The organism is Nocardia sp. X0981, from assembly GCF_977089955.1.
The window spans coordinates 4,685,104-4,705,479 of the sequence record NZ_OZ372435.1 but is presented as its reverse complement, the minus strand read 5'-3'; the positions used below and the strand labels follow the sequence as shown (position 1 = coordinate 4,705,479).

Annotated in this window: 20 protein-coding genes; 11 read left to right on the top strand and 9 right to left on the bottom strand. The window is 69.0% G+C overall.

What is annotated here, in order from left to right:
- Positions 1-172 precede the first annotated feature (172 nt).
- The 3 genes from ACYR7D_RS20655 to ACYR7D_RS20645 all read left to right on the top strand — a co-directional run bounded on the left by ACYR7D_RS20655 (position 173) and on the right by ACYR7D_RS20645 (position 3,627).
- Positions 173-1,840: an NAD(P)/FAD-dependent oxidoreductase gene (locus tag ACYR7D_RS20655; protein WP_459546177.1), complete on the top strand. Its 1,668-nt coding sequence runs from the start codon at positions 173-175 to the stop codon at positions 1,838-1,840.
- A gap of 11 nt (positions 1,841-1,851) precedes the next feature.
- Positions 1,852-3,303 carry an ATP-binding protein gene (locus ACYR7D_RS20650; RefSeq protein WP_459546176.1) on the top strand — a complete coding sequence of 484 codons (1,452 nt, stop codon included), beginning with the start codon at positions 1,852-1,854 and terminating at the stop codon, positions 3,301-3,303.
- Positions 3,304-3,423: 120 nt separating this feature from the next.
- Positions 3,424-3,627 (top strand): hypothetical protein, encoded by a 204-nt coding sequence (locus tag ACYR7D_RS20645; protein WP_459546175.1) that lies wholly within the window; start codon positions 3,424-3,426, stop codon positions 3,625-3,627.
- A gap of 134 nt (positions 3,628-3,761) precedes the next feature.
- Here the strand turns inward: ACYR7D_RS20645 and ACYR7D_RS20640 are convergent, their stop codons facing one another.
- Together ACYR7D_RS20640 and ACYR7D_RS20635 are read right to left on the bottom strand one after the other, a co-directional pair.
- On the bottom strand, positions 3,762-4,424 hold the full coding sequence (locus ACYR7D_RS20640) for a response regulator (RefSeq protein WP_459546174.1): 663 nt from the start codon (positions 4,422-4,424) through the stop codon (positions 3,762-3,764).
- Positions 4,421-5,503: a sensor histidine kinase gene (locus ACYR7D_RS20635; protein WP_459546173.1), complete on the bottom strand. Its 1,083-nt coding sequence runs from the start codon at positions 5,501-5,503 to the stop codon at positions 4,421-4,423. The genes ACYR7D_RS20640 and ACYR7D_RS20635 overlap by 4 nt, the downstream gene beginning before the upstream one ends.
- A 191-nt stretch (positions 5,504-5,694) precedes the next feature.
- Between ACYR7D_RS20635 and ACYR7D_RS20630 the strand changes: the two genes are divergently transcribed.
- Complete coding sequence (locus ACYR7D_RS20630) at positions 5,695-6,039, top strand: DUF6223 family protein (RefSeq protein WP_459546172.1); 345 nt, start codon at positions 5,695-5,697, stop codon at positions 6,037-6,039.
- A 151-nt stretch (positions 6,040-6,190) separates the two neighbouring features.
- Here the strand turns inward: ACYR7D_RS20630 and ACYR7D_RS20625 are convergent, their stop codons facing one another.
- The 3 genes from ACYR7D_RS20625 to ACYR7D_RS20615 form a co-directional block, all read right to left on the bottom strand.
- Positions 6,191-6,682, bottom strand: a complete 492-nt coding sequence (locus tag ACYR7D_RS20625; RefSeq protein WP_459546171.1) for a DoxX family protein — start codon at positions 6,680-6,682, stop codon at positions 6,191-6,193.
- Positions 6,679-7,986 carry an APC family permease gene (locus tag ACYR7D_RS20620; RefSeq protein ID WP_459550227.1) on the bottom strand — a complete coding sequence of 436 codons (1,308 nt, stop codon included), beginning with the start codon at positions 7,984-7,986 and terminating at the stop codon, positions 6,679-6,681. Before ACYR7D_RS20620 ends, ACYR7D_RS20625 begins: the two co-directional genes overlap by 4 nt.
- Before the next feature lie 210 nt (positions 7,987-8,196).
- Positions 8,197-9,342, bottom strand: coding sequence for an FAD-dependent monooxygenase (locus ACYR7D_RS20615; RefSeq protein ID WP_459546170.1), 1,146 nt, complete (start codon positions 9,340-9,342; stop codon positions 8,197-8,199).
- 97 nt (positions 9,343-9,439) lie between these two features.
- On the opposite strand from ACYR7D_RS20615, the gene ACYR7D_RS20610 reads away from it, so the two are divergent.
- On the top strand, positions 9,440-10,012 hold the full coding sequence (locus ACYR7D_RS20610; RefSeq protein WP_459546169.1) for a TetR/AcrR family transcriptional regulator: 573 nt from the start codon (positions 9,440-9,442) through the stop codon (positions 10,010-10,012).
- 16 nt (positions 10,013-10,028) lie between these two features.
- Here the strand turns inward: ACYR7D_RS20610 and ACYR7D_RS20605 are convergent, their stop codons facing one another.
- Complete coding sequence (locus ACYR7D_RS20605) at positions 10,029-11,198, bottom strand: alpha/beta fold hydrolase (RefSeq protein ID WP_459546168.1); 1,170 nt, start codon at positions 11,196-11,198, stop codon at positions 10,029-10,031.
- A gap of 489 nt (positions 11,199-11,687) precedes the next feature.
- Between ACYR7D_RS20605 and ACYR7D_RS20600 the strand changes: the two genes are divergently transcribed.
- Positions 11,688-12,875: a lipase family protein gene (locus ACYR7D_RS20600; protein ID WP_459546167.1), complete on the top strand. Its 1,188-nt coding sequence runs from the start codon at positions 11,688-11,690 to the stop codon at positions 12,873-12,875.
- Positions 12,876-13,197: 322 nt separating this feature from the next.
- Here ACYR7D_RS20600 and ACYR7D_RS20595 read toward each other — a convergent pair whose 3' ends face one another.
- The gene (locus ACYR7D_RS20595; protein WP_459550226.1) at positions 13,198-13,758 is read right to left on the bottom strand and encodes a gluconokinase; all 561 of its coding nucleotides are present in this window, start codon (positions 13,756-13,758) and stop codon (positions 13,198-13,200) included.
- Between the two features lie 473 nt (positions 13,759-14,231).
- Here ACYR7D_RS20595 and ACYR7D_RS20590 point away from each other — a divergent pair, with 473 nt between their 5' ends.
- Together ACYR7D_RS20590 and ACYR7D_RS20585 are read left to right on the top strand one after the other, a co-directional pair.
- Positions 14,232-14,813, top strand: coding sequence for a hypothetical protein (locus ACYR7D_RS20590; RefSeq protein WP_459546166.1), 582 nt, complete (start codon positions 14,232-14,234; stop codon positions 14,811-14,813).
- 330 nt (positions 14,814-15,143) lie between these two features.
- Complete coding sequence (locus ACYR7D_RS20585; RefSeq protein WP_459546165.1) at positions 15,144-16,052, top strand: SDR family NAD(P)-dependent oxidoreductase; 909 nt, start codon at positions 15,144-15,146, stop codon at positions 16,050-16,052.
- A 128-nt stretch (positions 16,053-16,180) separates the two neighbouring features.
- On the opposite strand, the gene ACYR7D_RS20580 is transcribed toward ACYR7D_RS20585, so the two are convergent.
- Positions 16,181-16,777, bottom strand: coding sequence for a TetR/AcrR family transcriptional regulator (locus ACYR7D_RS20580; RefSeq protein ID WP_459546164.1), 597 nt, complete (start codon positions 16,775-16,777; stop codon positions 16,181-16,183).
- Positions 16,778-16,865: 88 nt separating this feature from the next.
- Here ACYR7D_RS20580 and ACYR7D_RS20575 point away from each other — a divergent pair, with 88 nt between their 5' ends.
- Positions 16,866-17,603: an SDR family NAD(P)-dependent oxidoreductase gene (locus ACYR7D_RS20575; protein ID WP_459546163.1), complete on the top strand. Its 738-nt coding sequence runs from the start codon at positions 16,866-16,868 to the stop codon at positions 17,601-17,603.
- Between the two features lie 154 nt (positions 17,604-17,757).
- On the opposite strand, the gene ACYR7D_RS20570 is transcribed toward ACYR7D_RS20575, so the two are convergent.
- On the bottom strand, positions 17,758-18,369 hold the full coding sequence (locus tag ACYR7D_RS20570; protein ID WP_459546162.1) for a TetR/AcrR family transcriptional regulator: 612 nt from the start codon (positions 18,367-18,369) through the stop codon (positions 17,758-17,760).
- Positions 18,370-18,466: 97 nt separating this feature from the next.
- Here ACYR7D_RS20570 and ACYR7D_RS20565 point away from each other — a divergent pair, with 97 nt between their 5' ends.
- Both ACYR7D_RS20565 and ACYR7D_RS20560 read left to right on the top strand, forming a co-directional pair.
- Positions 18,467-19,348, top strand: a complete 882-nt coding sequence (locus tag ACYR7D_RS20565) for a metal-dependent hydrolase (RefSeq protein ID WP_459546161.1) — start codon at positions 18,467-18,469, stop codon at positions 19,346-19,348.
- A complete protein-coding gene (locus tag ACYR7D_RS20560; RefSeq protein ID WP_459546160.1) occupies positions 19,345-20,370 on the top strand; it encodes a PDR/VanB family oxidoreductase in 1,026 nt (341 codons plus the stop codon). Before ACYR7D_RS20565 ends, ACYR7D_RS20560 begins: the two co-directional genes overlap by 4 nt.
- Positions 20,371-20,376 lie beyond the last annotated feature (6 nt).

Sequence of the window (20,376 nt, the reverse complement as noted above, 5' to 3'; positions counted from 1 at the left end):
TGAAGAAGGTACCTTACCGATCGGGACGCCCGGGAGCCGGGCCGAATCCGGGGCCCGATGAACCCGGACCGCCTCCGCACCACCGTGGCCACGACGAGCGGCCGGGACCCGAGCCGAAGCGGGCAACGGTTGTCGTGCAGCGCGCCGGGCCACCGACGGCCATACTCGTCAGGTGAGTTCCCCCGCTGCCATCAAGCCCGCCATTCTCAGTGTCGACGACGACCCGGGGGTATCCCGGGCCGTCGTCCGCGATCTGCGGCGCCGCTACGGCGGCGACTACCGGATCCTGCGGGCCGAATCGGGTCCGCAGGCGCTGGAGGCGCTGCGGGAGATGAAGTTGCGCGGTCAATCCATCGCAATCCTCATCGCCGACTACCGGATGCCCGGTATGGACGGTATCGAATTCCTCGAACAGGCCATGGATCTCCACCCCTACGCCCGGCGGGTACTGCTGACCGCCTATGCCGATACCAATGCCGCCATCGATGCGATCAACGTCATCGATCTCGACCACTACCTGCTCAAGCCCTGGGATCCCCCGGAGGAGAAGCTGTACCCGGTCCTGGACGGCCTGCTCGACGCCTGGCGCAGCAGCGAACACCGCCCCGTCCACGGCACCAAGATCGTCGGCAATCGGTGGTCGCCCCGCTCGTCGCAGATCCGGGAGTTCCTGGCGCGGAACCAGCTGCCCTATCGCTGGTTCCCGGCCGAGGAGCCCGAAGGGGCGCGGCTGCTCGAGGCAGCCGGAGCCGATCCGCGCCGCTGCCCGGTGGTGATCACCCAGAGCGGGCAGGCGCTGATCCAGCCCAGCGACAGCGAACTGGCCGCGAGCGTGGGGCTGAGCACCGAACCGGCCGGCGATTTCTACGACCTCATCGTCGTCGGCGGTGGCCCCGCCGGATTGGGAGCCGCCGTCTACGGCGCCTCGGAGGGGCTGCGGACCGTCCTGGTCGAACGCACCGCCACCGGGGGCCAGGCGGGACAGAGTTCCCGAATCGAGAACTATCTGGGGTTCCCGGACGGCCTGTCGGGAGCTCAGCTGGCCGACCGGGCACGGCGCCAGGCAGCCAAGTTCGGCGCGGAGGTGGTCACCACCCGCGAGGTGGTCGGGCTCGAGGTGAACGGTTCGGCCCGCACCGTGCGCTTCGGCGACGGCGGCACGCTCTCGGGCCATACGGTCATCATCGCCACCGGCGTCGACTACCGCCGGCATCCCGCGCCCGGTGTGGCCGAGTACACGGGACGCGGGGTCTACTACGGTTCGGCGATGACCGAAGCCGCCGAATGTGCCGGGCACGACGTCTATATCGTCGGCGGTGCGAATTCGGCGGGGCAGGCGGCGATGTTCCTGTCCCGGCACGCGCGCACGGTCCACCTGGTCGTCCGGGGGGACTCGCTGGAGAAGTCCATGTCGTACTACCTGATCCAGCAGATCGCCCAGGTGCCCACCATCCGGGTGCATACCTGCACCGAGGTGATCGCGGTCGACGGCAACGACCACCTGCACACCGTGGTACTGCGGGACAACCGGACCGGCACCGAGGAAAAAGCCCCCGCGGAGCGGCTGTTCCTGTTCATCGGGGCCGCCCCGCAAACCGAATGGCTCGACGGCGTGGTGCACCGCGACGATGCCGGGTACGTCCTTGCCGGTCCCGATCTGCTCGTCGACGGCGAACGGCCGGCGGGTTGGGAGCTCCCGCGGCCACCGCATCATCTGGAGACCAGCGTGCCGGGCGTGTTCGTCGCCGGCGATGTGCACGCCGAATCCGCCAAACGGGTGGCCTCCGCGGTCGGCGAAGGCGCCATGGCCGTCATGCTCGTGCACCGATACCTGGCGTAGGAAGGCCGAGGATGAGTATCTGCGATCCCACCGAACTGCGGACACTGTTCCTGTTCGAGAAACTCGACGACGATCAGCTCGCCTGGTTGTGCGCCGACGGCCGTATCGAACATCTCGAGCCCGGCCCGGTGTACCGGGAGGGCGACCCGGCGACATGCTTCTACGTTCTGATGGACGGCGAAGTACGGCTCACCAAACTGTCGGGGGGCCGCGAAATCGAGATGGTCCACACCGCCCATCGCGGCTCGTATGCCGGAGCCTGGACCTCCTATCTGGGTGAGCGCGCCGAAACCCACTACAGCAATTCCCTCTACGCCACCCGGACAGCCCGGTTCTTCGTGCTCGACGCGCAGATCTTCGCCCGGATGATGCGCACCTGGTTCCCGATGGCGGTGCATCTGCTCGAGGGAGCGTTCTTCGGCAACCGCAACACCAATGCGCGGATCGCGCAACGGGAACGCCTCCTCGCGCTGGGGTCGCTGTCGGCCGGACTGACCCATGAGCTGAACAATCCCGCGGCGGCGGCGGTCCGCGCGACCTCCGGTCTGCGCGACCGTATCGCGGGTATGCGGCACAAACTGGCCATGATGGCCCAGGGCAGATTCGACACCGCGGTATTGGAAACACTGGTCCGGTTACAGGAGGAGGCCGCGGCGCAGGTGGCCAAGGCACCGGAGCTGTCGCCGATCGAGGCCGCGGATCGGGAGGACCTGCTCGGTGCCTGGCTCGACGACCACGGTATTCGCGACGGTTGGGAGCTGGCGCCCAATTTCGTCCAGGCCGGTTTCGACACCGACTGGCTCGAACGCGTCGCGGCGACTCTGGAGGGCTCGGCCGCCCAGGTGCTCGAGGGTGCGTTCCGGTGGCTGAACTACACCATCGAAACCGAATTGCTGATGAACGAGATCGCCGATTCCACCGGCCGGATCTCGACCCTGGTACACGCGGCCAAACAGTATTCGCAAATGGATCGGGCCCCGTTCCAGGTGGTGGATCTGCACGAATTGCTCGACAGCACACTGGTGATGCTCAGCCGCAAGATCGGCGATTCGATCGAGGTGGTGAAGGATTACGATCGAAGGCTGCCCGAGATCCCCTGCTATGCCGCCGAACTCAACCAGGTGTGGACCAACCTGATCGACAATGCCGTCTACGCGATGGCGGACGGCGGCACGCTGACACTGCGGACCCGCCTCGACAACGATTGCGCGGTAGTGGAGATCTCGGATACCGGCCCCGGTGTACCGGCCGAGGCGCAGAACCGGATCTTCGAGCCGTTCTTCACGACCAAACCGGTGGGTGAGGGCACCGGGCTCGGTTTGGACATCTCGTTCCGGATCGTGGTGAACAAGCACGGCGGGGATATTCGCGTCGATTCCCGCCCCGGTGATACGCGGTTCACGGTGTGGCTGCCGCTCACCCGGCCCGAGTCCGCACCCGAGGAGCGCACCGGCGATCACTGACGCCGGAGGACACCGGCCACCGCGCGACGTTCGCGGCCCGGCCGGCCAGCCGGACCGCCGGGATCCGGTTGCTCCATAGTCATCGGTGAAGGCGCGGTCCCGAAGATGGAGCCCGGCTCCGTGAAGGGACTCCAGCTGGTCGTGCCCGATATCGAGCAGGCGCACAAGGAACTGGTGGCGCGCGGCGTCGCGGTCACCGATGTCCAGGTGCTGGGCGCAAATCCTTCGCCCACACCGGACCCACTCGACAATGTCGGATTCGTCTTCTTCGAGGACCCCGACGGCAACAGTTGGGGCGTGCAGCAGATCTCGTCGCGAGGGTGATCCGGGAACCGGCCCGCCTGCGGCTCGGCGTGGGCGGGCGCAGCCGGGGTGAGTGCGGTGGCGCTCACCGCCACCCAGCTCGACATCTCCTGCGGGGCCTGTGGCGACTGATATCCGCCCGGCGCGAGGTGGGCTCAGGTCCGGCGCGGGGTCACCAGCCCGGATTCATAGGCCAGCACGACCAGTTGGGCGCGGTCGCGGGCGTGGAGTTTGGCCATGGCCCGGTTGAGGTGGGTCTTGGCGGTCAGCGGACTGATGACCATATGGGCGGCGATCTCGTCGTTCGACAGGCCCTGCGCCACGAGGGCGACCGCCTCCCGCTCACGGTTGGTCAGCCCGGCCAGAGCGGGGGGCCGCCCGGAGGCCGGTGGTCGGCTGACGTACCGATCGATCAGCTTGCGCGTGATCGAGGGCGCGAGCAGCGCCTCCCCACGGGCCGCGACCCGGACGGCATGCAGGAAATCCTCCGGGTGGATGTCTTTGACCAGGAATCCGGCCGCGCCCGCGCGCAAGGTGTCGAAAACGTGCTCGTCCAGGCCGTAGTTGGTCAGGATCACCACGCGCACCTCGGCCAAGGCCGGGTCGGCGGCGATGCGCCGGGTCATCTCCACCCCGTCCACGACGGGCATCTGGATATCCACCAGTGCGATATCGGGCAGGTGTTGGCGGGCCAGCTCGACACCTCGCGCGCCGTCGCCGGCCTCGGCCACCACCTCGATATCGTCCTCCATATCGAGCAGGGCGCGGAAACCGCTGCGGATCAGCGGCTGGTCGTCGACCAGCAGGACGCGGATCACGGCGCCCCGTCCACGGGCAGCTCGGCCCGGACGGCGAACCCGCCTCCGCTCCGGGGCGCGGCCTGTAACCGGCCGCCGAGTGCGGTGACCCGCTCGTACATCCCGAGCAGTCCCACGCCCGGTACCGGTTCGGTGCCCGGTGCGGCGCGGCCATCGTCGTCCACCCGGATCACGAGGGAGCCGGGCCGGTAGTCGATGTGGACCGACGCGGTTTCGGCGGCGGCGTGCCGGGTGATGTTGGTCAGCGACTCCTGGACGATCCGGTAGGCGGTCCGGTCCACGGCCGCCGGTAGCGTGCCGCGCCGGCCCGCTACCGTCAACCGGGCGTCCAGACCGGTCGTGCGGACCCGGTCCACCAGCTCCGCCACTCGGTCGAGCCCATGCGAGGGTTCGCGCTCGTCGCGCAGAGCTTCCAGGGTGGCCCGCAGTTCCCGGGACGCCTCGCGCCCGGCCTCCACAATGGCCAGCAGCGCTTCGGGCACCTGTTCCCCGCGGCGGCGGGCCAGGTGGACGGCCACCTCGGCCTGCACCTTGATCACCGAGATCTGGTGGGTCAGTGAATCGTGCAGCTCCCGCGCGATATGCAACCGCTCCTCGTCGGCCCGCCGCCGCGCGGTCTCCTCGCGGGTACGTTCGGCCTCGTCGGCCCGCCGCTCGGCCTGCCGCAGCGCCTCACCCGCCGCGCCCGCGGCTACCAGCCATGCCAGTTGCAGCACGTCCCGGGTCTGCGCGAGCGCATCATCCAGGGGCAGTCCGCGCGAGGAGGCCAGTAACGCGAAGGGAACGGCGAGCACCATGACCACCGACCCCGCCACGGCCGCCACCCGCTGACCCGCCCGGAACGCCGCGTACACGGCGAACAGGAACGCCACCGCGGGTACGTCCACCCCGAGGGTCCGGTACGCCAATGTCGTCAGCCCCGTTACCGCCAGCACCACGATCGGCGCCCGGCGCCCGGCGGCCAACGACAGTCCGCCGGCGACCAGCAGTATCCACCCGGCCGGAGGCCCGGAGATTCCGGAGACGAGCTGGAACACCGCGACACCTGCCGCCAGTGCCCAGTCCCGAAGCCGTTGCATGGATGCACCCTAACTCGATATCCGCGCGGTGTAGTCGTGCGCGAGGCCGAGCACCGTCTACTGCGGACGCAGTACTCCCGCGGGTTTGCACACCCTCGGCGGTAGCGCGAAATGCCTGCGCGCGCACGATGACCGGAAGCGGATCCGGCGGCGAGGATGGGCTCGTCCCGATCTCGGAGAAGGAGTACGCCATGTCCGTTCATCACCTGCTCGCCGTCGCGGAGGTGCCGGTCCAGTCGGCCGCCGCCGGATTGACCGCCGGGCGTTTCTGGTCCCTGGTGGGTGTGGTGGCAGGACTGGCCGGTGTCATCATCGGTGTCCGGGTTCTTCTGCACCGCGGCGGACGCCGCTCCGCGCTCGCCGCTCTGGTGGCCGGTCTGGCCGGCCTGCAGACCGGTGGGCTGGTCGTGGCCGCCGCCGAAGGCGGACCCGGCACCGGGTACGGGATCGTCGGCGGCTTCCTGGCCGTGGCTGTCGGGATCGTGGCAACTGTTCTCGGTGTGCTCGCGCTGAAGCGGCGCCCCCAGCCCCGTTGACCGCTCGGACGGCGGTGCCGACGCGGCCCGCCCGCACCGGCCGAGGTACTCGCCGCAGTTCATATGCGGCGGTTCCGCCCGCGAAGTATCGCTGCGCTCGAGGCGGCGGGTATGCCTCCAGTGGCGGCTGTGGTCGGCGGACGGCGACCGATCAGCGCGACCGCGTCGGCACAGTGGGCCCGCTGCGCAGACGCGCATCGACCGACCACGCCCCGGCACCCACGAGCAAAAGAAATACGCTGCCGCACAGCATCGCCAGATCGGTGCGGGATTCGTGCACGAAGTCCCACCACCCCGATTCGCCGGAGAACAGCGGCGCATCGCCCCACAGGATGGGCAGTTTGGTGATCAACAGCGCACCGGTCATGTTCACGATCATCGGGATCGCCGCCGGCCGGGTGAGCAGGCCGGCGAGAATCAGAGTTCCGCACACGATTTCGAGCACACCGTCCAGCGGCGCGAAGAATCCGGGGGCGGGGATACCGGCCCTGTCGAAACGGCCGGTGCCGAGCCGGTCGGGGTCGAGGAATTTCTGGATACCTTCGAACAGGAAGATCGCACCGACATAGCAGCGGATCAGCACCACCGCCGCGGGCGCGGAGGTCGTGAGCAGGCGGGTCGGCACGGGCGGCTCGGCGGTCACGAGCGCTCCCTCTCCTTTCGTTCGGCTTCCGGGTGGTTCTTCGCCGGTCCACCGGTGAGCCGGCGCAGGCCGTACGCGAGCGCTCCCACGGCTACCACGGCGGAGCCGGCGAGAACCGAGGGCAGCGGCAGGGTGACGGCCAGGAGCAGGCAACCGGCCAGGCCGATCACGGGGACGGGGCGCGGGGGCCGGTTCTCCGCACGGGTGAGTGTCCAGGCCGAGGCGTTGGCGACGGCGTAGTACAGCAGCACGCCGAAGGAAGAGAAGCCGATGGCCGCGCGCACGTCGGCGGTCGCCGCCGGCACCGCGACGATCACCCCGACGGTGATCTCCGCTCGATACGGCACCGCGAAACGTGGATGTACGGCGGCCAGCGCAGGGGGCAGGTGCCGGTCCCGCGCCATGGCCAGGATCGTGCGTGAGACCCCGAGAAGGAGCGTGAGCAGCGCCCCCAGCGCAGCCACCGCGGCTCCGATCCGTACCACCGGTTCCAGCCACCCCGCACCCGCGGCTCGTACTGCCTCCGACAACGGCGCGGCGGCCCCGGCGAGGCGTTCGGGTCCCAGCGCCAGCAGCGCGGCCACCGCGACCACCGCGTACACGCCCGAAGTGACGGCCAGGGCGATCGGAACGGCCCGGGGAATCGTGCGGGCCGGATCGCGGACCTCCTCGCCGAGCGTGGCGATACGCGCGTATCCGGCGAAAGCGAAGAACAGCAGCCCGGCTGCCTGCAGCACCCCCGCGGCGGTGATATCGGAACCGAACTCGAGCCGTACGGTATCGGTGGCGCCGGAACCGAGCACGGCCACCACGACAGCGGCGAGTACCGCGAGGACCACAGCGACTATCGCCCGGGTCAGCCGTGCCGACTTCTGTATCCCGGTGTAATCCACCGCGGTCAGCGCGACCACCGCGGCCACCGCGACCGCGTGTGCGTGGCCGGGCCAGGCGTAGTGGCCCACGGTGAGTGCCATCGCCGCGCACGAGGCCGTCTTACCCACCACGAAAGCCCATCCGGCGAGATAACCCCAGAACGGTCCGAGGCGTTCGCGGCCGTACACGTAGACGCCGCCCGAGTCCGGGTAGCGGGCCGCCAGCCGCGCCGAGGAAGTGGCGTTGCAGTAGGCGAGCACCGCCGCGATCACCAACCCGATCAGCAGGCCCGATCCGGCCGCGCTCGCGGCGGGTGCGAGGGCGGCGAAGATCCCGGCCCCGATCATCGCCCCGAGCCCGATGACCACGGCATCGACCGGCCCGAGGCGGCGGCGCAACTGCCCCGCCGCGCGGGGGTGCTCGGTAGGGATGGGGTCGTCCTCGGACACGTTCTGCTCCTGTCGGCTTCCGCTGCCGGGGACGACAGCGGCTGGGCGGTCCTGCCCTCTCGCCACGACACCGCCCGCGGCGCGGAGTTCCGGGTTCCGGCCTCCGGTCCCGATCATCGCATCGGGTACGAGCGAACAGGGCCCCGGCGCCGGAGGAAACGGTGTTTCCGATGCGACCGGCGAAGCCGCGAGTCAGCGGCGGTCGAGGCCGGACAGGCGCCGGGCGAGCCGGGCCCGCACCACGGATACCGTACCGGCCGTCCGCATGAGGCTGTTCCGAAGAGGCCGCGCCCAGGTGGGCACCGTCGCCAGATCGGTGATCCGGCCGGCGGTGGCGATCACGGTGCGGGCGATACGCTGCCGTTCTCCGGCGTGCTCGTCGAGCAACCGCTCCGGTGCCCCGCCCAGGACTCGGGACAGCGTGGTCGCGGTCGTTACGGCGTCTTCGATGCCGAGGTTCATCCCCTGTCCGCCGGCCGGTGAATGCACATGGGCGGCGTCCCCCGCCAGCAGGACCCGGCCGTGCCGGAAGGTATCGGCGAGGCGGTGGTGGACACGGAATCGCGACCCCCACACCACCTCCTCGACCACCGCTCGCCGGGCTTTCGGGCCGCGTTCGTCCAGTAGCCGCTGCACGAAGGCGGGGTCGGGGTCGCGCGGCGCCTCGTCCACCGTGGCGACGACCCGGTAGGTGCCGCCCGGCAAGGGCGCGACGACGACCAACCCCGCGGGCGAGTAGTACAGGATCACCTCGGACCGGGGCACTCCCCCGGACAGCCGGACATCGGCCAGGCTGAAGGATTCGGCGTAGCTGCCGCCGCTGAATCCGATCCCGGCCTGTTCGCGCACCAGGCTGTGCATCCCGTCGGCGCCGATGAGGTAGCGCGCCCGGATGGTCTGCCCGTCGGACAGCGATGCGGTGACCGAATCCGCGTTCTGCGCAAGGGCGGTCACGGTCACCGGGCGGGCGACCTGCCCGCCGAGTTCGGTCAGCCGTTGCAGCAGGAACTTCTCGGTATCGGCCTGCGAGATCATCAGTGTGTAGGGGTAGGGGGTGGGCAGATCGTCGAAGGGCACGGCGATCAGCACCTGGTCCCGGTCGCGCACCGTGAAGATCGGGGTGTGCACTCCGCGGCCGACGAGTGCGGGTGTCACGCCGTAGGGTTCGAGGAGCTCAAGGGTGCGCGAGTGCACGACCGCGGCGCGGGAGGTGTTCAGGCCCTCCCCTTGCGCGTCGACGATCACGGCTTCGTGGCCCAGGTGCCGGAGGGCCACGGCGGCGGTGAGCCCGACCGGTCCGGCGCCGACGATCAGGACGTCTGTGCTGGTGTTCGGCATGGCGGTTACCTACTTCCTCAGAAGTCAACACCTGTTGTCATCAAAGGTAGAGGCGGTTTCCACTGATGTCAACACCCGTTGGCCTACACTTGTTGGTATGAGAAGATCGTCCGCTGAGACCAAAACCGCCATCCTCGCCGCGGCCCGCGAGCGGTTCGCGGCCGACGGATACGACCGGGCCACCATCCGGTCCATCGCCGCCGATGCCGGTATCGACCCCGCCATGGTGATGCGCTACTACGGCAGCAAGGAGCGGTTGTTCGCGGCCGCCGCCGAGTTCGATCTCGAACTGCCGGCCCTCGCCGCCGTCCCCCGGGAGGAGATCGGCACCGCCCTGGTGACCCACTTCCTGGAGCGCTGGGAACGCGACGAAACGCTGCTGATCCTGCTCCGGGCCGGCGTCACCAACGAAACGGCCGCGGAACGGATGCGCTCGATCTTCGCCACCCAGCTGGGGCCGGTGGCCGCGAAAGCCGAGGGAGATCCCGGCACGGCGCACCTGCGCGCCGGTCTGGTGGCCTCTCAGATCCTGGGTATGGCGTTGTGCCGGTTCGTCCTGGCTTTCCCGCCGCTCGCGGCGATGACCCGGCAGGAGATCATCGCCTGGCTCGGGCCGACCGTGCAGCGTTATCTCACCGGCGACGCCCCCGGCAGCACCGGCTCCCGGTAACAACGGCAGGCGGGGATCACCGCGGGTACGGCGGAAGGGCAGCGCCCGCGATACTGCTGATATGTGCCCGGTAACGCTCGACGAAGGGCAGCACCTGCTGGGCGATCACCTTGTTGTACTCCACCGAGCGCTGTCGCGGGTTGGCATGACCGGTCCCCCGCGGCTTCACCACCAGCAGGTTCCCGTCGACACCACCCACCTCCTCGATCAGCACCCGATGAGTGCGGGCGACATCGACCACTCGATCCCGGCTCGCGTCGTGCGGGCGGACGAAGACGAGGGCCGGGCGAGGTTTACCGCGGGCGGACCGGGAGAGAACCCGCAGATCATCGGTGGCACCACCCGCCACGATCGCCAGGAACTGCGATTCGATCAACCCGTTGCTCGCGGCATCGGCATTGAAGATCTTGTCCTGTAACACCTGCTCCACCGCGTCGGCGAATTCACCGGCCCGGATACCGGGCACACCGTCGCGATCGAGGAAACTCGCGCGCCGGGCATAGAGCTCCACCGCCATACGCAGACCGCGACTCTCCCGCGCCCCGGGCAGCCAGCCCATCCAGCGCACCATGTCCTGACCGAGGCCGCGACTTTCCGGCCGGACCGCATCGAGGTCCAGCGGCGTGCAGTCCAGCAGTACACCCACCAGCCGGCGGTCACTGCCGGTGTGGATGTGCCGGCCCACCTCCAGCGCTATCACTCCACCCATGCTGTGCCCGGTCAGCACGATATTGCGCACCTCCGCCATCACTGCCGTGCGGATGATCAGATCGGCGATCACCGCGGTATCGATACCGCGATTGTCGTAGCGGACGGCCCATACCGCCCCCATCTCCCGCAACGCGGGCAACGCGGCGGCGGTCTCGCTGGCATCGAGCCCGCCGAGACCGACCAGATCGACCACCGCGGTATCCCGCTCGGCGGGCCGCGCGGGTGCGGCGACCGGTAACAGCGCGGGCTCGGTGAGTGCCAAACGTGCCCGTTCCGGCGCGATATCGTGCTCCCAGTACTGCGCGAACGCGACCAGGACGATCATCAGCAGTACGGCCACCCGCAGCAACGCCAGTCTGGTGCGGCGCAACGTCTTCCACCGGTATCCGATGCGCGTCTCGCGCAGCCGGGCCCGGCGGCGCTCGTCACACCATTCTCCGACGCTGGACGGATGCCATTCGTCCAACGGCGACATTCCTCCACTGTAGGTGCTCCCGGACCGGGGCCCAGCGAGCCGGAACGCGCGAGCCCGGTGCTCCTCCCACGGATAACGGCGCGCGGCCATCGGATACCGCGTATGCGTGCGACCCCGGAAGTGGACGGCTACCGGAGCACAGGCCCGGATTCGAGTCAAGGTAGGAGCGACTGTGAGCGGTCCAGCGGGGGCTCGTCTCCGGTTATGACATCACGCAGAGACAGCAGGCCCGGCCACAAGATCACCGTTAAGATACCTGCGCGTCGTATGGTGGCTCATCGTCGAGCAGAACTGGATCGCGGTCCCGGCCCAGGAAGACAGTTCATCGCGAAACGATCACGCCGCCCGCGGGCCGACGCGTCCCACCCATTCACCGCGACCCCAGCCGTCCGCTGCTGCATCGGTGTGTCCCCTCCCGGCGACGGTCGCCGGGAGGGGACACACCGGGCCTCCGCGGCACCGGACGATCCTGCCCTCCGAAGGAAGAAAGTGTCCAGACTCCCCATCCGTTTCCTGATCGTGCTCCTGACCCTTGTTTCGGTCGGGTTCATCGACACCGGCGCGCGCGCCGAACCGCTGTATCCGCAACCGGATCCCGACCCCTTCTACACCGCTCCGGCCGATCTGGCCTCGCTGCAGCCGGGCGACGTGGTGCGCACCCGCAGGATCGATTCGACTCCCTATCTGGGCACCGAAGGCTGGCAGGTCGCCTTCCGCTCCACGAACTCCCAGGGCGAACCCATCATGGGCATGACCACGGTGCTCCTGCCCGCCGGTGTCGCCCATCCACCTCTGGTGTCCTATCAGGCCCTGATCAACTCGCTCGGTACCCGCTGTAATCCGTCGCGATCCCTTTTCAACGGGGAACTGCAGGACGCTGTCGGCGCCATGCTGCCGATCGGACGCGGCTGGGCCATCTCGGTGCCGGACTATCTCGGGCCGACGGTGGCCTATGGTGCCGGCCGGCTCAGCGGTATGGTCACCCTGGACAGTGTGCGGGCCGTTCAACGGGTCGCGGAGCTCGGGCTGGCGGATGCCCCGGTAGCCATTGCGGGCTATTCCGGCGGTGGCCTGGCCACCGGGTGGGCCGCGGCGCTGCAACCGTCCTACGCGCCGGAGTTGAAGATCGCCGCGGCGGTCGCCGGCGGTATACCGGCCGATCTGGAACAGATGGCTCTCGGGCTCGGTTTCGAACCCCATCCCGGGTTCGGCCTCGCTTTCGCCGCCGCCATGGGTCTCGAGCGGGAATACCCGAATCGCCTGCCGGTGTCGGATCAGCTCAACGAGAACGGTTTGTGGTTCCGGGAATTCACCCACGACGCATGCCGCCGATTCCTGCTCTTCCACGGCGCCTTCCGCAGCGCGGAGCAGATGGCCGCGTCCAAGAGTTTGATGAACAGCCCCGAGGCACACGAAGTCCTGCGGGAGAACAGCCTGCGTTACTTCGACGGGGTCCCCACCATGCCGACCTATCTGTGGCACGGGCGTTTCGATACTCTCACGCCATATGACGGGGTTGCCGAATTCGTCGATCGCTACTGCCGTGCCGGCGCCCCGGTGAAGCTCACGACCTACGATATCGCGGAGCATATGACCGCGGCGGTCGCCGGTTTCGCCGACGCCTGGAACTTCGTGGAAGCACGGTTCCGCGGCGAACCCGTGCCCAAAGGCTGCTGACCACGGCACACCGGCCACGTGGCGCATCCCGCGGGCGGAGATCCGCCCCCGGTTGTCCGTTACCAGCCGCCACCCTCGGTTTCCCCTTGTCCGGATCGCTCGACTGCGCGCAGGCGGCCGATCGACCGGGTCCGAGGATTTCCCGGCGGTCCGGCTCGCCACGTCCGGAGTACGGTCGCCCGGCGCGTCCCGGATGAGCCCGGTTCGCGCCGGGTGACCGGCCGGATACCGCGCGAACCCGCCGGCCCGGATCGGTACCTCGAGCACGGCCGGCGGCCCGGCAGCCGGCTCGACCGATATCGCCCGCACCGGGCGTGAAGGGTCAGCGGTCGCGTTCCCTTCGGCTGCGCCCGGGGAATGGAGCCGACGCGGGAGCCACCGAACCGTTCTCCGGCCCGGCGAGGTGTTCCCGCAGCCCGGCGGCGGCGATCTCGACGGCGTGGCCGGGTCCGGGACTGTTGTGCACCACCGTGCCCGCTTCGTCGCCTTGTAGCGGCTCCAGCGCGGCGAGTTGCGAATCGAGCAGTGATAGGGGCATGAAATGGTCGCCGCGCGCGGTCATCCGGGCGAAGAGTCGATCACGATCGACGGTCAGCAGCAGGAAATAGGTGCCGGGAGCGTCCGCCCGCAGACCGTCGCGATAGCGGCGGCGCAAGGCCGAACAGGCGATCACCCCGCCGGTGCCCTCCGCCCTCCGATCGCGCAGCCAGCGGCCGACGGACGCCAGCCACGGCTCCCGGTCTGCGTCGTCCAGCGGTCTCCCCTCCGCCATCTTGGCGATATTGGCGGGTGGGTGCAGATCGTCGGCATCGGCGAACGGAACCTCCAGCCGCCGGGCCAGCAGACGTGCTGTCGTGGTCTTTCCGCTCCCGGACACCCCCATGACCACCACGGACGGTGCCCGCGCGACCGCGGGATCCGGGGGACGCGCTGCGTTCACCGCATCCTCTCCTGCGAACTCGGGCGACAACAGAACGGCATGCCGGGGAAAGCAGCCCCAAACTAACAGCCGGCTCGACCGTGGGGAACGGTTGTTGCCGAGACGAGACCGGCCGGACCTGTCCGGGCACGTATCCACCGGCCCCGGAGGTCCGGTCGTTCCCGAGCGCCCGGCGGCAACCCGGGTCCGCGTCGGACGAGACCGGTACCCCTCGGCGTGGCTCGTCCCGCCGCCGCACCACCGCTGCACCGGTGCTGCCGATTTTCCGGGAAGACGGTCCGTCGAATCTTCTCGCGCAAAAGAGAGGAAACTCCGCAAAACGGTTCGGTCACCGATGGACACACCCGGCGAAACCGCAATCATCGGGCAATGGTTCAATTTCCGGGCATAAGCCCGGAGTGCAGGAGGAAAGTCGAATGGCAGTACGCTACTCGAAAAGGGACCGGAACAAATACATCAACAGGGTGAAAAAACTTCTCGCCCAAGGCAAATCGCTGAATGCGGCATGCGCCTCGGTATCCGAGCACGAAGGCGGCTCACCCGCGACGAATACACTTGCCAACTGGGTCAAATCCGCAGGGCTGCAGGACAGTACCGAAACAATCCCCGCCGCACCCGTTTCCCCGCCCGCCGAGCGGCCTCGCCGCGCACGCGCGGCCGGGCGTCCCCGGGCCGCGGCACCGGAGGCCCCGGTCACCGAGCCCGATACCGAGCCCTCCGCCGAACAGGACGAAGCAACGGCGAACCCTGTCGACGAGGCGGTGACCGAGCAGCCGTCCACGCCTCCGGCCGAAGCCGACACCGCCGCTCCGGCCGAACCCGAGACAGCGCCCGCGGTGGAGCTCGTCCACGTACGGAACGCCGACACCTCGGTGGACTCCGCTCCGGAGCTCGACGAACTCCTGGACGAGAATCACCGCTTGCGTACGGCGCTGAACGAGGCGAATCGGGAAATCCGCGCGATGCGCGATCTACTCGTCGTGTACGCCAGCCGGTAGATCGGCGACCACGCATCCGCGCCGGTGGTGGGCACCCCGTCCGGCCCGGCAGCCCCAGCGGTTCGTACCGCTGGGGCGTTTGCCGTCGTACCGTCGGGGCGCCGCGGGAAAAATCGCGCGGGACCGGCCGGGTCCCGCGGGGCCCGGCCGACGGAGCATCCCTCGATCACCGGACCATCGTCGATCACCGATGTTTAATCGGCCCCGATATCCGTATATCGCTCTCGGGGCCGCCGGCAGTTGCCGCGGTGCAGGCCTCGTGGGCGGTCTCGAGAACAATCAGTGGCGCGGGCGTCCGCCCCGCTCATCGATTCCGACGAGGGAGCAACCATGGCGAAATGGAGCACCACCGACATCCCCGACCAGACCCGCCGCACCGCTGTGGTCACGGGAGCCAACTCCGGCCTGGGCTTCGAAACGGCCGCCGCGCTCGCGGCCAAGGGCGCGCGGGTCGTCCTGGCGGTACGCGACCTCGACAAGGGCCACGACGCGGCGCGGCGCATCCTCGCGGCCACACCCGGCGCCAAGGTGGACCTACAGCAACTCGATCTGGCTTCGCTCGCCAGTATCCGCACCGCTGCCGAGCAACTCCGCACCGATCACGGGCGTATCGATCTGCTGATCAACAACGCGGGGGTGATGTATCCACCCAAGCAGACCACTCGAGACGGTTTCGAACTGCAGTTCGGCACCAACCATCTGGGCCACTTCGCCCTGACCGGCCTGCTGCTGGAGCGACTGCTGCCCGTCGAGGGTTCACGGGTGGTCACCGTCAGCAGTGTCGGGCACCGTATCCGCGCCGCGATCCACTTCGACGATCTGAACTGGGACAACGGCTACAGCCGAGTCGGCGCCTACGGCCAGTCCAAGCTGGCGAACCTGCTGTTCACCTACGAACTGCAGCGACGCCTGGCCGCTGCCGGCCGGCCCACGCTCGCCGTCGCGGCCCACCCCGGCGGCGCGAATACCGATCTGGGCCGCCATGTGCCCGCTCCGCTGCGGGTGCCGTTCATGCGCTGGTTCACCCAGTCCGCGGCCATGGGCGCCCTGCCGACCCTGCGGGCCGCCACCGATCCCACGGTCCACGGCGGCCAGTACTACGGGCCGGCCGGGCCCGGCGGGATCCAGGGCCATCCCGAGATCGTCTCCTCCAGTAAGCGGTCCCACGACACCGCCCTGCAACGGCGGCTGTGGCAGGTCTCCGAGGAACTGACCGGCGTCACCTATCCCCTCGGCTGACAGATCGATCCGGACCGCACTCGGATCGCCCCAGCCGGACGGATTCGCGACCGTGGTCATCGGGAGCCGCACCCGTGCCGGACTCGTGGCCGACACCGGGGCCCTGAGAGATTCCCGGGGTTCTCGATTCAGGTGGTACCGACGATGGTGTCCCAGGCTTTCATCGCCCGGTCGACGACTCCCTGCGCGTCCGAGGAGGTGCAGCCGTCTCGGGTTCGGATCGCCAGCCCGTGCAGGACGGTCAGATAGAACGAGGCGACCGCATCGATATCCGCCGCCGCGGGAACGTCACCGTCGGCGACGCCCTGCCGGAGTCGAGCGAGGACCGCGGCGTGGTCGCGCCGCCGCATCTCGGCCAGCAAGGTGCGTACGTGCTCGTTCTCGGGACTGGTGTTCGTCGCCGCGAGTACCACCATGCAGCCCAGCGGGGTTTCCGGATCGAGGTTCGCCGCGACCCGCTCACGCAGCATCACCTCGATCGCCGCCCGGGCCGTATGCTGCCGGTCCATGGTGCGGGGGGTTTCGCTGCCGTACAGCGCCACCGCTTCGCGGAAGAGTTCTTCCTTGGAACCGAACGCGGTGTAGAGACTTCGCGTGCCGATCCCCATCGCCGCGGTCAGATCGCTGATCGATACGCCTTCGTAGCCGTGTTCCCAGAACAGGTGCATGGCGGTCCGCAGTGCCCTGTCCCGATCGAACGTACGTGGCCGTCCCGGCCCCGGCATAGCACCTCCACGCTGCGCTGTTGACAGCCCGATCCTAGCCGAGGTATCTATTTGTGCACCGATCACTGCATAAATAACAGGAGATGAGATGGGCCTCCAAGGTAAAGTCGCGCTTATTACGGGCGGAAGCCGCGGAATAGGCTCGGCGATCGCCGAACGCCTGGCCGCCGACGGCGCGGATATCGCGCTGACCTACAACACCTCGGCGGACCGCGCCGAACAGGTGGCCGCGGCCGTGCGCGCCACCGGCCGGCGCGCACTGACCGTTCCCGCACCCGCCGCCGATCCGCAGGCCGTACCCGCCGCCGTGGACCGCGCGGTGGCGGAACTGGGGCGGCTGGACATCCTGGTCAACAATGCGGGCGTCTTCCCGTACGGCACCATCGACGAACTCACCATGGAGCAGTTCGACGAGACCATGGCGCTGCATACGCGCGCCGTATTCGCCGCCGCCAAGGCGGCGAGTCGTCATCTGTCCCCCGGCGGCCGCATCATCAACATCGGCAGCAACCTGGCCGAACGGGTGACGAGGCCGGGCCTGAGCCTGTATTCGATGAGCAAGTCCGCGCTGATCGGTTTCACCAAGGGCCTGGCCCGCGATCTCGGCCCGCGAGGTATCACCGTCAACGTGGTCCAACCGGGTTCCACCGATACCGATATGAACCCGGCGGACGGCGCCGGGGCCGACGGACAGCGGGCGGCCACCGCGCTGGGCCGCTACGCGGCGGCCACGGAGATCGCCGCCGCCGTCGCCTATCTCGCCGGGGAGGGCGGAAACTTCGTCACCGGGGCGGTCCTCACCGTCGACGGCGGCGCGAACGCCTGAACGCGACGGCGATACCGCTGTCACGGTATCCGCGCCCGGATCGGAGCTGTCCGGCTCCCCCGGCATCCCGTCGCCGGGGGTTACGCAATCGCCGTGTGACGGCGGTGTCCCTCCTACCGATCCGCCGGTCGGCCGGCGGATTCCGGATACCGCTTCACCGGGTGATCACCGGGGCGACGAATGCCCGCGCGAAGTCGACGAGCTGCTCTTCGGAATCGAGGTCGAGGGTGCCGATCGGCTGCAGGATCAGCGAGTGCACGATCCGGGCGGCGATCTCGACGCGGGCGGTCAGATCGGGGATCGCGGGCAGGGAGAGCCGCTGTATCGCCCGGTCCAGGATCGCGGTGGTGGCGGTGATCGCGAGGGTGAAGAAGGCGGCGCCTTCGGTGGTGAGCTGTGGGAGCAGGCGGCCGGGCTCGAGGCTGAGGACCCGGTTGATCAACCGATGCGTACGCCATCGGGTGACAACGGTGACGAAGATATCGGTCACCACGGCTTCCAAGCTGTCGTGACGATCGGGGATGTCCTCGAGTTCGCCGAGTAGTTTGCGCACCTCCCGCGCGGATACCGCGCGGACGAGCGCGTCTCGCGAGCCGATCCGCCGATAGATGGTGCCCCGGTCCACCGCGGCCTGCCGGGCGATATCGCCGATAGTGGTCTTCTTGACGCCGAGCCGTTCGAACTGCACCCGGGCGGCATCGAGGATACGTGCTTCGATGCTGTCGGCGGAGGACCCGTCTTTCGAGGTGGTGGCGGTCGCGGACACGGCACCACGCTAGCAGCGGACCCAACTCCTGCAACAAATTGGAAGAATTCGTTGCTACAACATTGCGATGCAATATGTTGCATTGTACGGTTCCGGTATGGCTGATGACAGCGCGACGAAGCGCCCTTATCGAGAAGAAGCGCACGCCATCCACGCACGCGACGTGCACTTCGACTTCTCGACGGTCCCCATGCACTACATCCCCGGCGAGGTGCTGGCGACCCATGTCACCAATGTCATGCACCTCGTGCTGCCCGAAGGCGAACGCGCCATGGCCACCTGCCTGGCCGAAGCGCTGCCGTTCATCGACGACGAGCGCCTGCGCGAAGAGGTCGCCGGATTCATCGGCCAGGAATCGATGCACGCCAGCAGCCACGAGGGCGCCCGCCGGCATCTGCAGTCGATCGGCTTGGACGTCGAATCGTATGTGAACAAGGTCGCCTGGCTCGTCGACCGCGTCCTCGGTGACCACGGACTGACCGGACGCGCCGAACAGGAATGGCTCAAGGAGCGCCTGGGCCTGTTCGCGGGTATGGAGCATTTCACCGCCGTCATCGGCGAATGGCTGCTCGAATCGAAGGTCCTCGAGGAACTCGGCATGCATCCGACCATGCTCGACCTGGTGCGCTGGCACGGCGCCGAGGAGGTGGAGCACCGCAGCGTGGTCTTCGACGCCTATATGCACGTCGACGGCGGCTACGCCCGGCGGGTACGCACCGGGTTGCTGGCCAGCGGACTTCTGCTGCCGCTGTTCGTGATCTCCACCGCCTACCTCTACCGGAAGGATCCGAGCCCGGCCAAGGGCCGCTTCTGGGGACAGCAGTTCATCAGCGCCACCGTACGTGGTGTGATTCCCAGCTTCACCACCTTCTTCACCGAGATGCCCCGCTACCTGCGCCCGGGTTTCCACCCCTCGCAGCTGGGGCCCATGGACAACGCGCTGCGCTACCTGGCGCACTCCCCCGCGGCGCGCGCATGACCACGCCGGTCGTGCCCCCCGGCCTGCGGCTGCTGGGCCTGGCGATGGACGTGTACAAGAAGGTGTTCACCACACCGGCCCTGTCACCGCCCCGCCCGGTGCGGCGCGTCGGCTTCGATACGGAGACCGTGGTGGCCGCGGTGCGCGGCGAAGCGCAGGACGTGGTCTCGGTGGTACTGGAGCGGCCGGACGGGCAGCAGCTGCCGTCCTGGCGGCCGGGCTCCCATATCGATGTATTCCTGCCTTCCGGACGCCAACGCCAGTACTCACTGTGCGGCGACCCCGCCGATCGCCGTCGCTACCGCATCGCGGTCCGGCGCATTCCCGACGGCGGCGGCGGATCGGTGGAGATGCACGGTCTCCGGCCCGGCGACGCCCTGCGGATCCGTGGACCACGCAATGCGTTCACCTTCGTCGAATCCGCGCCGAGCTATCTGTTCCTCGCCGCCGGGATCGGTATCACCCCGATCCTGCCGATGGCGCATGCGGCCGGCACACGGGGCCGGCTGGTGTACCTCGGCCGGTCCCGGGCGAGTATGCCGTTTCTCGGTGAACTGCCCGAGGGCAGTATCGTCCGGCCCGACGACGAAACCGGAACCCCCGATATCCCGGCGGTGCTCGCCACTGCCGCCCCCGGAGCCGCGGTATACGTCTGCGGACCGCCCGCGGTGCTGGAAGCGGCGCAACACTGCTTGTTCGATCTGAACCCCACCGGTTCCCTGCACACCGAACGCTTCTCGGCGCCCCCGGTGTGCGACGGCCACGAATTCGACGTGGCCCTCGCCCGGTCCGGCCACCGGGTACGCGTGGATGCCGCGGAGACCACGCTCGACGCGATTCGGCGGGTGCGGCCCGATGTCGTCTATTCCTGCCGTCAGGGCTTCTGCGGCACCTGCAAGACCCGGGTCCTGTCGGGGGAGGTCGACCACCGCGATCACCTGCTGACCGACGGCGAGCGCACCGGCCACATGCTCACCTGCGTCTCCCGCTCGCCCGGTGGACCGCTGGTTCTCGATCTCTGACTGCGA

Coding starts and splice junctions, on each gene's coding strand:
- ACYR7D_RS20565 (WP_459546161.1), top strand. CDS start 18,467: ATGGCTGATGACAGCGCGACGAAGCGCCCTTATCGAGAAGAAGCGCAC.
- ACYR7D_RS20560 (WP_459546160.1), top strand. CDS start 19,345: ATGACCACGCCGGTCGTGCCCCCCGGCCTGCGGCTGCTGGGCCTGGCG.
- ACYR7D_RS20580 (WP_459546164.1), bottom strand. CDS start 16,777: ATGCCGGGGCCGGGACGGCCACGTACGTTCGATCGGGACAGGGCACTG.
- ACYR7D_RS20585 (WP_459546165.1), top strand. CDS start 15,144: ATGGCGAAATGGAGCACCACCGACATCCCCGACCAGACCCGCCGCACC.
- ACYR7D_RS20590 (WP_459546166.1), top strand. CDS start 14,232: ATGGCAGTACGCTACTCGAAAAGGGACCGGAACAAATACATCAACAGG.
- ACYR7D_RS20630 (WP_459546172.1), top strand. CDS start 5,695: ATGTCCGTTCATCACCTGCTCGCCGTCGCGGAGGTGCCGGTCCAGTCG.
- ACYR7D_RS20650 (WP_459546176.1), top strand. CDS start 1,852: ATGAGTATCTGCGATCCCACCGAACTGCGGACACTGTTCCTGTTCGAG.
- ACYR7D_RS20615 (WP_459546170.1), bottom strand. CDS start 9,342: ATGCCGAACACCAGCACAGACGTCCTGATCGTCGGCGCCGGACCGGTC.
- ACYR7D_RS20595 (WP_459550226.1), bottom strand. CDS start 13,758: ATGGGGGTGTCCGGGAGCGGAAAGACCACGACAGCACGTCTGCTGGCC.
- ACYR7D_RS20575 (WP_459546163.1), top strand. CDS start 16,866: ATGGGCCTCCAAGGTAAAGTCGCGCTTATTACGGGCGGAAGCCGCGGA.
- ACYR7D_RS20610 (WP_459546169.1), top strand. CDS start 9,440: ATGAGAAGATCGTCCGCTGAGACCAAAACCGCCATCCTCGCCGCGGCC.
- ACYR7D_RS20635 (WP_459546173.1), bottom strand. CDS start 5,503: ATGCAACGGCTTCGGGACTGGGCACTGGCGGCAGGTGTCGCGGTGTTC.
- ACYR7D_RS20605 (WP_459546168.1), bottom strand. CDS start 11,198: ATGTCGCCGTTGGACGAATGGCATCCGTCCAGCGTCGGAGAATGGTGT.